We start from the raw sequence: 12,768 nt of genomic DNA on the forward strand, positions 1-12,768 counted from the left end.
GGAAGAGTATAAACGGTCTACTTGAGTTTCTTTTTTAGTTTGATCATGTCTTTGCTGACTTTTTCATTAACAACTTTAGAATAAATCTGTGTTGTACGAATGCTTTTATGACCAAGCATAGAACTAATTGATTCAATTGGAACTCCATTGGCTAAAGTAACTGTTGTTGCGAAAGTATGGCGTGCAATGTGAAAGGTTATGTTTTTATCGATAGATGCTAAGTCTGCAAGTTCTTTTAAGTAGGCATTTAATTTTTGATTGCTAAAATTTGGGAAAATGTGATCGTCAGTTTTCTTCCCGGGAAAATCTTCATATTTTATAACAAGCTCAGCAGCTTTTGGAAGTAAAGGAATGTTGGATGGAGTCTTGGTCTTATTGCGTTCCGTAATAATCCATTTGTATCCATCTATGCCAATTCGAATATTGTCTTTTGTCAGATTTGAAATGTCAACATAGGCAAGCCCAGAGTAGCAAGCGAAAATGAACATGTCACGAACCATGTTGAGGCGCATAACAGAAAGTTTGAGGGCCTCTAATCTTTGCAATTCTTCTTTGTTGATATATTCTCGTTTTACTTCAACTAGTTTTGCTTGGTATTTAGCAAAGGGATCTCTGTCTAACCATTCATTTTTGATCGCAAGGTTGATCACTTTTCGTACATTCTTAATATACTTTAACGTGCTATTGTGATTGCATTTGCGTACTGTCTTGAAATAGTGTTCAAGGTCTGTGATAAAGGAATATTTTATTTGACGTAAAGGAATATCTTTTCGTTTGTATTGATGATTTAAGAATCTTTGAACGTGATCAATTGTTGTATCATATCGTTTTACCGTAGCGGGAGCATAGCTAAGTCCTACTAATTCTTTCATTTGTTGGTTGTGGTATTCGAAAACTTCGAGGAGACTTCTTTGGTCTTCTTCTATGCCTAAAAATCTTTCTTTTAATTTTTTTGCAGTAACGAAATCTCCATTTTTTATCATCTCAGTATGGTGATCATAAAGATTATTGCGAAGCGTATCTAGGAAATAATTGAGGTGGGTGCCGCCTATCTTTTTTGCATTTGCCCTACCTGTTTTACTGTCCCAGTCACCCTGCGAAATGGATCTGCCAGTTGAAACCTCAATGCGTTCATCTCCTATTGCAGCACGCATGTATATTGGGTATTCGCCGATTTTGTTTTCTTTGTTTTTCCTCAATAGGAAACTGATATTTAAAATTGAGAATGAATTCATGACCAATAATTATGTTTATTTGTTTTATTGCATCGTATTGAGCTAAATTTAAGATGAGCCGTTTTGTTAACTCAAATTACAAAAAAAACAATTAATTGTCAAGCTTAAAAAATTATTAAAATTATTTAATAATTTTCAGGTCAGTTAGTTATGGAGATTCTGGTGACCTCTGTGTTAAATAGGTTTAGGTCACCTGAGGGTTCACCCAAGTAATGGTTTTATATGGGGTTAGATGGCGTTAAATAAAATAAAAAAAACTGTAAATCGCTTGATTTACAGTCTTTTGCTCTTAAATGAATCATAATAAGTGGAGCTGCAGGGAATCGAACCCTGGTCCAAACACGCGATCAATAAGCTTTCTACATGTGTAGTGATTTATTAATTTTCGTACAAAGTTAGGGAAAGCACACCCGAGACTTTATCTTATCTTCTTAATTTCGCCCACTTCCCAAAGCATGAAGCAGACTAACCCTGAATTGATAGCATCCAATTACTCACCGGAACAAGGTGGAAACCATGAGTTGGATGTCTCGTCTCCACTCCTAGAGTGGTGATGAAGCATTAATCTACTTGATTCGATTAAGCAGCAAGAGCGTAGTTATTTTCGCCAATTGAAAAGTTTGATATCCGATATTTACGAGCTGGAATAACAACGCTCGACATGCTTACATACTAATTCTACATGCTGTCAAAATCCACGTCAGCCCCAGAATTGATACAAAATTAGTAAAATTCCCACAGTTCACGTGATTTTTTCATGGAAAGCTTTCGGAATATGCATTATATTTTAGTTCGTGTTGATAGAAGCTTAAGGATCAGTAATGAATAAATAGTGTAATGGGGTTTGTTTAGATATTGCTTGTGATCGAATCGGTTTGGTGATTGCTAAGCTGAGAGATTGATTTCCTATTGTAATTAAATAATTAATTGAGCATGAATACAGAGATTCGTACTTTTTATTATTATCTTAATAGTCATTAATTGCATTAAATCACACACTTGCGTTAATAAAGGAATCGTATGAACAAAAGAATTAGAATCGGAGTACTTCGGGAAACTAAAAATCCACCTGATAGAAGAGTCGCAATTCCGCCGGTAACAGGCCTGCAAATTCTTAATAAATACCCTAATGTTAGTATATTCATTCAGCCGAGTGATATTCGTTGTTTTTCCGATGTGGAATATCGAGAACAAGGATTTTTTTTAACGGAAGACTTACGGGATTGTGATATCCTGATTGGAGTGAAAGAGGTTGCCATTCCGACTTTAATTCCCAATAAAACCTATTTGTTTTTTTCACATGTTGCAAAAAAGCAAATCTATAATAGAGAGTTGTTGCTTCAAATAATCAAAAGAAATATAACCTTGATTGATTATGAGTATTTGAAAGATAATTGTAATAAACGTTTGGTGGCTTTTGGTCATTGGGCTGGTGTGGTAGGCGCATACAAGGCGCTCGTAGCTAGAGGTTTGCGTACCGACTTCTTCGATTTACCACCAGCTAGTTCTTGTAAGGATATGGAAGAGATGTATTTACATCTTAAAAAAATTAGTTTAAAACCCATAAAAATATTAATTACCGGAGGTGGACGAGTTGCAATGGGAGCCATGCAGACACTTCGAATTTTAAATTTAAAAGAGGTTACGCCGGAACAATTTTTAAAAGAAAATTTCAAAGAGCCAGTCGTTTGTCGAATTGATCCAGAAAACTATGTGGAACGGAAAGATGGAATTGAATTTAATCTTCAGGATTTTTACGATAACCCTGAAATGTATCAATCAACATTTAAGCCTTTTACTAAAGTAACTGATTTATTTATTGCATGTCATTACTGGGATCCAAAGTCGCCTAAGTTTATATGTGCAGAAGATTACAAAGATGAGGATTTTAACATCTCTGTAATAGCAGATGTTAGTTGTGATTTAAATGGCCCCATTGTATCAACCCTTCGCGCTTCAACAATTGCATCCTCATTTTATGGTTACGATCGATTTAGTGAAGAGGAGGCTATTCCTTTTGTAGATAAGAGAAATGTCACAGTTATGGCTGTCGATAATTTGCCTGGTGAATTGCCTCGTGATTCTTCAATTGATTTTGGAGAGGCTTTGTATCAGAATGTGTATGAAGCGCTTTTAGCTGATGACCCAGATGGAATAATTGAGCGGGCAACAATTGTGAAAGAGGGCTGGTTGACACCTCAATTTGCATATCTTCAGGATTACCTGGAAGGAAAAGAAGCTGTGAAAGTATAAAAAAAAAGACCAAATGTGTGTGCATTTGGTCTTCTAAATTTTATAGATTTTTCAGATCGGATATGGTTTGGTTTGGGTCATCTGACCTAAATACAAAGCTTCCGGCAACTAAAGCATTGGCTCCAGCTTCGACTAATTTCTTTCCTGTTTCCAGATTCACACCTCCATCAATTTCAATAGTAACAGAAGCATTTTTTTCTTTAATTAGTTGAACTAGTTTTTCAACTTTAGCATAGGTGTTCTCGATAAAACTTTGACCGCCAAAACCGGGATTTACACTCATTAACAGAACTAAATCAATATCCGTAATAATTTCTTCTAAAACTGAAACCGGAGTATGAGGGTTTAGCGATACACCGGCTTTCATGCCATGGCTGTGAATGTTTTGAATTGTACGGTGCAGATGAGTGCACGCTTCGTAATGAACCGTTAAAATATCAGCTCCTGCCTTTTTAAAAGCTTCAACATATCGGTCTGGATCAATAATCATCAGATGAACATCTAATGGCTTTTCAGCAATTTTTTTTATCTGCTCTACAATAGGCAATCCGTATGATATGTTAGGTACAAATACCCCATCCATAATGTCAAGGTGAAACCAATCGGCTTGACTGTTGTTCACCATTTCGATATCGGTCTTTAAATTTGTGAAATCAGCCGCTAATAGCGAAGGGGAAATTAATGTTTGCATTTGGTTGTTTACGTTTAAATATGGCGCAAATATAATTAAAAAAGGACAAGAGTAGGTAAATGAAAATTCACCATTAATTCTTATCCTTTCCTTTTCACCCTAAAATGTTTATTATTCTCCTAAATAAGTTTTAAGTATTTTACTTCGGAACGTTGTTTTCATTCGTTTGATTGCCTTCTCTTTAATCTGGCGAACTCGTTCTCGTGTTAGACCAAATTCTTTCCCAATTTCTTCAAGAGAGTAGGGTGGTTTCCCATTTAAACCAAAATACAATCTAATAATAGAAGCTTCGCGTTTCGAAAGAGTCGATAAGGATCTGTCAATTTCTTTACGAAGAGAATCCCGAATTAGCTTTTGATCCGGACTAATTTCATCACTACTAAGTAGTATGTCGTAAAGAGTATTTTCTTCATCAGGATTTATTGGAGCATCCATTGAGATGTGCCTGCCAGAAGCTTTAAGTGCTTCTTTTACGTCTTTAGGACTCATTTCTAATATAACAGCAATTTCTTCAGGGGAAGGTTCCCGCTGATACTCTTGCTCTAATTGAGCGAATGTTTTGTTGATTTTATTAATTGAACCAATTTTGTTTAATGGCAGTCGCACAATTCTAGCTTGTTCGGCCAAAGCTTGTAAAATAGATTGCCTAATCCACCAAACAGCGTAAGATATGAACTTGAAACCTCTGGTTTCATCAAATCGTTGAGCTGCTTTAATTAGTCCTAAGTTTCCTTCATTAATCAAATCGGGGAGACTAAGTCCTTGATTTTGATATTGTTTGGATACGGAAACAACAAAACGCAGATTGCATTTTATTAGTCGATCCAGAGCTTTTTTATTGCCTTTCTTTATTTCCCTGGCTAGTTGAACCTCCTCTTCCGCAGAAATAAGATCGACTTTCCCAATTTCATGTAGATACTTGTCAAGTGACGGAGTTTCTCTGTTGGTTACCTGTTTAGTGATCTTTAGTTGTCTCATAGTGGATTTTAAATGGTATTTATATCCGAGGGAACACTTCTCGTTTATATATTAAATATAGCAAAATCATTTATAAAAAGAAATTTGTGGGGCTTTCAGAAGAGCTATTTTAAGTTTTGATAAACTTATTTTGCAATTTAAAATTTTGGATTTTAGTAATAAAACCATTTATTTTTTTGTGAATTATAACTAATTCCGTAATATTGCAATTGAATTCAGATTAATTCTTCTCATTTAGAGGTCGAAAGATCAGGTTTCCTATTTTTCCAAATACAATTTCTATCTAAACAAAAAATCACCCAAAAAATATTAATATATCATTTATGTACGATATTCTTGAATTAAACAAGAAACTTGTGCCTGAATTACGAGAAATCGCTAAAGAACTCAACGTTAAAAAAATTGAGTCTTTTAAGAAACAGGATTTAATTTACAGAATCCTTGATCAACAGGCAATTGTAGCTTCTGAAAGGAAAACACCAGAAAAAAAGACTCCGCTAAAAAGAACTAAGAGTTCTGAAGGAGATAATAAGACTGAGGAAAGTCGATCCAGGTCGATTTTGCCAAAAAGAAGAAAGTCAGAGCAACCAGCTAAAGATGCTTTAGATGCTGTGGCTCCTCAAGAAGAAAATACAACACAAAAGGAAGCTCCTAGAAAACCTAGAAGAGATAAAAGGCAGGTTGTAGAAAAAGTGGAAGGTTCTTCAATAGAAGAGAAGAAAGAGGAGCAATCAGATGTTGTGGCTTCAGTTTCTGATTCTGTGACAGATGAAACTGCACAGACAGGCGAAAGACCTGTTAGACCACCAAGACCACCAAGACCACCAAGACCACCAAGATCGCCAAGATCAGAACGTCAGGAGAAGACTGAAGGACAGGCGAAGGTTGAAGGTGAGGCTAAAGCTGAGTTGGAGGTTAAGTCTGAAGGGCAAGAAGTTTCAACTAAAATTGAAAAATCAGAAAGATCTGAGAAATCAGAAAAACCTGAAGGACAGGAAAGCCCAACTAGAAAACGTTTTGAAAAACGTGAGAAAGAGAAATTATTTGAATTTGATGGAATAATTAACAATTCAGGTGTTTTGGAAATCATGCCTGATGGTTATGGATTCCTTCGTTCTTCGGATTATAATTATTTAAATTCTCCTGATGATATATATGTATCACAGTCGCAAATCAAATTGTTTGGTTTGAAAACTGGTGATACGGTTAATGGAACGATTCGTCCTCCAAAAGAAGGTGAGAAATATTTTCCATTAATTAAGGTCTCGAAAATTAACGGCAGATTACCTGAGGTAATTCGGGATCGTGTGCCTTTTGATCATTTGACTCCTTTATTTCCTAATGAGAAATTTAACTTGACTGGAAAAGGAATGAACACTATGTCAACACGTCTTGTTGATATGTTTGCTCCTATTGGGAAAGGACAACGAGGACTTATTGTTGCGCAGCCAAAAACAGGTAAAACTGTTCTTTTGAAAGAAATTGCCAATGCTATTGCTTCAAACAATCCTGAAGCTTACATGATCATTTTATTGATTGATGAGCGTCCTGAAGAGGTTACAGATATGGCTCGTAGCGTAAATGCAGAGGTTATTTCATCTACTTTTGATGAGCCGGCTGAGCGCCATGTACGTGTTGCTAATATCGTTTTGGAGAAAGCTAAACGTATGGTAGAGTGTGGTCATGATGTTGTAATTCTATTGGATTCAATAACTCGATTAGCTCGTGCCTACAATACTGTTTCTCCTGCGTCAGGTAAAGTTCTTTCTGGAGGTGTGGATGCAAATGCATTGCACAAACCAAAACGTTTCTTTGGTGCAGCAAGAAATATCGAGAATGGTGGATCGCTTACTATTTTAGCGACAGCATTGACTGATACGGGTTCTAAAATGGATGATGTTATCTTTGAAGAATTTAAAGGTACTGGTAATATGGAGCTTCAATTAGATCGTAAGTTATCTAACAAGCGCATCTTCCCAGCAGTTGATATTACGGCATCAAGTACTCGTCGTGATGATCTGCTTCTTGATCCAAATCAATTGAATCGTATCTGGATTCTTCGAAATTATCTAACAGATATGAACTCGATTGAGGCAATGCAATTTTTGCAAGATCGTTTGAGAAAAACAAAATCGAACGAAGAATTCTTAATCTCAATGAACGATAAGTAAATTACTTTTTGTTTATAAAAGATATAAAAGGGTAGTGATTGTGGTCACTACCCTTTCTTTTGCCTTAAACTGAAAATGCTTATTTATATGAAAATCAATTGTGGAGTAGGATTGGTGTATTGATTGCACGTTAAGACTATTTTTCTTATAGCTAGTGGTTTATGTTTTTGTAGTTCCTTATTTTAAATAAGTATAAATTGCAAAAAGAAAAGCTTTTTGTAATGTCTAGATAGCAAAATACCGCTTTTATTCTATAGATTTGCGAAGTAAACTTTACAGAAAATGAACACTTTAGTACAGACTCATAATAGCTTGTTGAAGCATAAGAAAGGCACAATTAGACGTGAGTTGGCTGATGAAATTGATTGGTCGCAGCGTCTAATAGCTATTAAAGGATCTAGAGGAGTTGGAAAGACAACTTTTTTATTGGATTATATTCGTGAGCACCATGCAAACGATAAAAATTGCTTATACATTAATTTGAACAATCTATTCTTTACTGAGAAAGGATTAGTTCCATTTATTGATGAGTTTTATAAAACAGGTGGTAAAATATTATTGTTGGATCAAATTCACAAGTACCCGGAATGGGCAAAAGGCTTGCGAATCTGTTATGAGCAGTATCCTGATTTACAAATTATATTTACAGGTTCGTCTATTCTTCGTGTAAAAACAAACGAGGAATTAAAAGGGATTGTTAACGTATATTATTTAAACGGTTTGTCGTTTAGAGAGTTTTTAAATTACGAATCAGGAAATCAATTTCGTCGCTACACTCTTGAAGATTTATTAGAGAACCATGAAGATATTGTAGAAGAAATTTTAGGGAAAGTTCGCCCATTGGCTTATTTTAGTGATTATATGAGATTTGGATATTATCCTTGTTACCAGGAAGAGAGAAGTTTTAACGATAATCTTTTGAAAATCATTAATTTGATGTTAGAGTTCGATATAACTTATTTGAACCAGATTGAATTGAAATATCTTTGTAAATTGAAGAAATTGCTATACATTATTTCATGTAACGTACCGTTTCATCCAAATGTAAGTAAGTTGGCAAATGATGTTGAAACATCAAGAGCTACAATAATGAATTACATGCGTTATTTGAAAAATGCCCGATTAATTCGTTTGTTGAATTCTTCGGAGAGGTTTAAAGATGCATCGAAGAAACCAAATAAGGTTTATTTGCACAATACAAATTTATTATACGCTATTGCACCGGAGAATGTAAATGAAGCTAACCTTCGAGAAACATTTTTTTACAATCAGGTGGGGCCTGATAGAAATATTTCGAGTACCGACAGAGGGCATTTCTTGGTGAATGATAAGTATAATTTTGAAATTACCGGCAGTGAAAATACGTCTGAATCTAAATTTAGAACGGAAGACTTTTTTATAGCTGCCGACATGATAGAACGTGGAGAGGGAAATAAAATACCTCTTTGGTTGTTCGGCTTTTTATATTAGAGAATTAGTTAAGCAAAATAAAATACCAAATAATATAATTTAATCGGAGGAGTAAAATGGCAAAAGAGAAAAAATTCATTACCTGTGACGGTAATGCTGCTGCTGCACATATTGCGTATATGTTTAGCGAAGTGTCGTGCATCTACCCTATCACACCATCTTCACCTATGGCTGAAAATGTTGACGAGTGGGCTGCACAAGGGCGTAAAAATCTATTTGGCGAAACTGTACAGTTGGTTGAATTGCAATCAGAAGCTGGTGCTGCTGGTGCGCTTCACGGTGCATTGCAAGCTGGTACTTTAGGTACAACTTACACAGCATCTCAAGGATTATTATTGATGATTCCTAACATGTATAAAATTGCAGGTGAATTATTACCTTGTGTTTTTCATGTAACTGCTCGTGCTCTTGCTGCTCAAGCATTAAATATCTTTGGTGATCACTCTGATGTTTATTCAACTCGTCAGACTGGATTTGCTATGTTAGCTTCAGATTCAGTTCAAGAAGTTATGGATCTTTCTGCTGTATCTCACTTAACAGCGATCAAATCAAGAGTTCCTTTTATGAACTTCTTTGATGGTTTCCGTACTTCTCACGAAATTCAGAAAATTGAAGCTGTTGACATGGAAGACCTAAGAGGTCTAGTTGATCAAGAAGCTCTTCAGGCATTCCGTGATCGTGCTTTAAATCCAGAAAGTCCAGTAACTAGAGGTACTGCTCAAAACCCAGACATTTACTTCCAATCTCGCGAAGCTGCAAACCCATTTTACAATGCGGTTCCAGATATCGTTGCTGATTACATGAAAGAGATGACCAAAATTACTGGTCGTGAATACAAACCTTTCATGTATTATGGTTCTGAAGATGCTGAAAATATCATTATTTCAATGGGTTCTGTAAACGAAACCATTAAGGAAACTATTGATTATAAAATAGCAAATGGCGAAAAAGTAGGACTTGTTTCTGTTCACTTGTATCGTCCATTCTCTGCAAAACATTTTTTAAGTGTTGTTCCAAAAACGGTAAAACGTATTTGTGTTCTTGATCGTACAAAAGAACCAGGTGCAAATGGAGATCCATTGTATCTTGACGTAAGAGATATTTTCTACGGTGAAAAAAATGCTCCTATTATTGTTGGAGGTCGTTACGGTTTAGGTTCTAAAGATGTAACTCCATCTCAAATTGTTGCGGTTTACAAAAACTTAGCAATGAATGAGCCTAAAAATCAGTTCACTCTAGGTATTATTGATGATGTTACTTTTACATCTCTTCCTATGTTGCCAGAGATTAAAATGAACTCTGAGTCACTTTACGAAGCAAAATTCTATGGTTTAGGTTCTGATGGTACTGTAGGTGCTAACAAAAACTCAATCAAAATTATTGGTGGTTCAACCGATAAATTTTGTCAAGCATACTTCGCTTACGATTCTAAAAAATCAGGTGGATTTACTGCTTCTCACCTTCGTTTTGGTGATGAACCAATCCGTTCTACATATTTAGTAACCACTCCTGACTTTGTTGCATGTCACGTTCCTGCTTACGTTTATTTATATGACGTATTAAGAGGATTGAAAAAAGGAGGTTCTTTCCTATTGAACTCAATTTATGATGCTGAAGAAACTGTTAAGAATCTTCCAAATCATATGAAAAAGTACTTGGCTGAGAATGAGATTAAATTCTACATTATCAACGGTACAAAATTGGGTGAAGAACTAGGTCTTGGTAGCCGTACCAATGCAATTATGCAATCTGCTTTCTTTAAAATTACAGGTGTTATTCCATTCGAAAAAGCAGCTGAAGAAATGAAAAAAGCGATTGTTAAATCGTATGGTAATAAAGGAGAGAAAGTTGTAAACATGAACTTCTCAGCTGTTGATGCTGGTGGAAATAATGTAGTTGAAGTTAAAGTTTCTGCTGATTGGAAAAACTTAGCTGAAGAAAAAGAAGCTGCAAAAGCAACTGATCGTCCTAAGTTTATCGCTGAAATGTGTGATCCAATAAATGCTCAAAAAGGAGATGATCTTCCTGTTTCTGCATTCACAGGTCGTGAAGATGGAACTTTCCCAGCTGGAACTACTAAGTTCGAGAAACGTGGTGTTGCTATTAGTGTTCCTGAATGGCAAGAAGAAACTTGTATTCAGTGTAACCAGTGTGCTTACGTTTGTCCTCACGCTGCTATTCGTCCATTCTTATTAACTGAAGAGGAAGTTGCTGCTGCTCCTGCTGGAACTGTAGTTAAGCCTGCAACAGGTAAAGATCTTAAAGGCTTGAGTTTTAGAATTCAGGTTTCTGTTGAAGATTGTACTGGTTGTGGTAACTGTGTTGATGTTTGTCCAGCTCCTAAAGCTAAAGCTCTTGAGCTTAAACATCTTGGTACTCAGGAGGCTGAGAAAGAGAAATGGCATTATATGGATGAAAAAGTAGGTTACAAAGATTTGTTACCTAAAAATAATGTGAAGAATTCACAGTTCGCTCAGCCTTTATTCGAGTTCTCTGGAGCTTGTGCTGGTTGTGGTGAAACTCCATATATCAAGTTAATTACACAATTGTTTGGTGAGAGAATGATGGTAGCTAATGCTACAGGTTGTTCTTCTATTTACGGTGGTTCTGCTCCATCAACTCCATATTGTAAAAATAATCAGAGTGGTAAAGGTCCAGCTTGGGCTAACTCTTTATTCGAAGACAATGCTGAGTTTGGTTTTGGTATGAACGAAGGTGTACGTAAAATGCGTAACCGTATTGAGCTTCGTATGAAAGCTGCAATGGAAGCTGTAAATGCTGATACTAAAGCTGCTTTTGCAGAATGGGTAGAGAACAAAAATAATGGCGAAGCTTCTGTTGTTGCTTCTGCTAAAGTTGAAGAAGTTCTTGCTAACGAAACTCATGCTGTAGCTAAAGAGATTCTAGACCTTAAAAAGTACTTAATCAAGAAATCTCAGTGGATTTTTGGTGGAGACGGTTGGGCTTATGATATCGGATTCGGTGGATTAGATCACGTATTAGCTTCAGGTGAAGATGTAAATGTTTTGGTAATGGATACTGAGATTTACTCGAACACTGGTGGACAAGCTTCTAAAGCAACTCCAATTGGTGCTGTAGCTAAATTTGCTGCTTCTGGTAAGCGTATCAGAAAGAAAGACCTTGGTATGATTGCCATGTCTTACGGATATGTTTATGTAGCTCAGGTTGCAATGGGAGCAAATCAAGCTCAATACTTGAAAGCTGTTAAAGAAGCTGAGGCTTATCCAGGACCTTCGTTGATTATCGCTTATTCTCCATGTATTTCTCACGGATTGAAAGCATCTATGGGTAAATCACAGTCAGAAGAGAAAAAAGCTGTTGAAGCTGGATACTGGCACTTGTATCGTAACAATCCAGCATTGGAAAATGAAGGTAAAAATCCATTTGTTCTTGATTCAAAAGTACCTGTTTGGGAAAATTTCCAAGGTTTCTTAATGGGTGAGGTTCGTTATACTTCATTGCAAAAATCATTCCCAGAGGAAGCTAAAGAATTATTCGTAGCTGCTGAAGAGAACGCGAAGTGGAGATATAAGACTTACCAGCGTCAAGCTGCTTTAGATTATACTGTATAGTAAAAGATAGTCTTTTATATTATTATACAAAGGGGTTCCAATTTGGAACCCCTTTTTTTATGCTTGATTGTCGCTAACACAACAAATAGAATTGTATGGCAGTTGTAACTCCATTACAATGATTTGAGCTAAGAAGCAGGATTTTAAAAGTCCGATTCAGATTAACACATAACTCCGAATCGAAATGGCAGAATAAAAAGTGGGTGGATCTTTTCATTCTGCCAAATTTTTTCTTATAAAATAAGACCTGTAAGTCCTTTATTTGCGGGCTTTTTTGTTTTAATGTTGATTTTCAGATTATTAAATATTGGTTTTTGGTTGAATATATCAAGTCCATTTATTAAATTTAATCAGAAGAGAAATTTAAAATCAAAAAA

General features: G+C 35.7%; 7 protein-coding genes and 1 other RNA gene. 4 read left to right on the plus strand and 4 right to left on the minus strand.

Annotated elements, in window-relative coordinates; all coding sequences use genetic code 11:
• Window positions 1-17: 17 nt before the first annotated feature.
• Window positions 18-1,235, minus strand: a complete 1,218-nt coding sequence (locus tag ALGA_RS12915) for a site-specific integrase (protein ID WP_096429693.1) — start codon at window positions 1,233-1,235, stop codon at window positions 18-20.
• 305 nt (window positions 1,236-1,540) lie between these two features.
• Window positions 1,541-1,943: a transfer-messenger RNA gene (ssrA, locus tag ALGA_RS12920) on the minus strand.
• Window positions 1,944-2,255: 312 nt separating this feature from the next.
• Between ssrA and ALGA_RS12925 the strand changes: the two genes are divergently transcribed.
• Window positions 2,256-3,488: an NAD(P)-dependent oxidoreductase gene (locus tag ALGA_RS12925; protein WP_096429694.1), complete on the plus strand. Its 1,233-nt coding sequence runs from the start codon at window positions 2,256-2,258 to the stop codon at window positions 3,486-3,488.
• A 40-nt stretch (window positions 3,489-3,528) separates the two neighbouring features.
• Here the strand turns inward: ALGA_RS12925 and rpe are convergent, their stop codons facing one another.
• Window positions 3,529-4,179, minus strand: a complete 651-nt coding sequence (gene rpe, locus ALGA_RS12930) for a ribulose-phosphate 3-epimerase (protein ID WP_096429695.1) — start codon at window positions 4,177-4,179, stop codon at window positions 3,529-3,531.
• Window positions 4,180-4,290: 111 nt separating this feature from the next.
• Entirely contained in the window at window positions 4,291-5,157 is an 867-nt protein-coding gene (locus ALGA_RS12935; protein WP_096429696.1) for a sigma-70 family RNA polymerase sigma factor, read from the minus strand.
• A 323-nt stretch (window positions 5,158-5,480) separates the two neighbouring features.
• Here ALGA_RS12935 and rho point away from each other — a divergent pair, with 323 nt between their 5' ends.
• The 3 genes from rho to nifJ all read left to right on the plus strand — a co-directional run bounded on the left by rho (window position 5,481) and on the right by nifJ (window position 12,391).
• Entirely contained in the window at window positions 5,481-7,328 is a 1,848-nt protein-coding gene (gene rho, locus ALGA_RS12940; protein ID WP_096429697.1) for a transcription termination factor Rho, read from the plus strand.
• 282 nt (window positions 7,329-7,610) lie between these two features.
• Window positions 7,611-8,798 carry an ATP-binding protein gene (locus ALGA_RS12945; RefSeq protein WP_096429698.1) on the plus strand — a complete coding sequence of 396 codons (1,188 nt, stop codon included), beginning with the start codon at window positions 7,611-7,613 and terminating at the stop codon, window positions 8,796-8,798.
• A 56-nt stretch (window positions 8,799-8,854) separates the two neighbouring features.
• The gene (gene nifJ / locus ALGA_RS12950; protein ID WP_096429699.1) at window positions 8,855-12,391 is read left to right on the plus strand and encodes a pyruvate:ferredoxin (flavodoxin) oxidoreductase; all 3,537 of its coding nucleotides are present in this window, start codon (window positions 8,855-8,857) and stop codon (window positions 12,389-12,391) included.
• Window positions 12,392-12,768: the final 377 nt, after the last annotated feature.

Source organism: Labilibaculum antarcticum (assembly GCF_002356295.1).
GTDB classification, from domain to species: domain Bacteria; phylum Bacteroidota; class Bacteroidia; order Bacteroidales; family Marinifilaceae; genus Labilibaculum; species Labilibaculum antarcticum.

Coding starts and splice junctions, on each gene's coding strand:
- ALGA_RS12915 (WP_096429693.1), bottom strand. CDS start 1,235: ATGAATTCATTCTCAATTTTAAATATCAGTTTCCTATTGAGGAAAAAC.
- ALGA_RS12925 (WP_096429694.1), top strand. CDS start 2,256: ATGAACAAAAGAATTAGAATCGGAGTACTTCGGGAAACTAAAAATCCA.
- rpe (WP_096429695.1), bottom strand. CDS start 4,179: ATGCAAACATTAATTTCCCCTTCGCTATTAGCGGCTGATTTCACAAAT.
- ALGA_RS12935 (WP_096429696.1), bottom strand. CDS start 5,157: ATGAGACAACTAAAGATCACTAAACAGGTAACCAACAGAGAAACTCCG.
- rho (WP_096429697.1), top strand. CDS start 5,481: ATGTACGATATTCTTGAATTAAACAAGAAACTTGTGCCTGAATTACGA.
- ALGA_RS12945 (WP_096429698.1), top strand. CDS start 7,611: ATGAACACTTTAGTACAGACTCATAATAGCTTGTTGAAGCATAAGAAA.
- nifJ (WP_096429699.1), top strand. CDS start 8,855: ATGGCAAAAGAGAAAAAATTCATTACCTGTGACGGTAATGCTGCTGCT.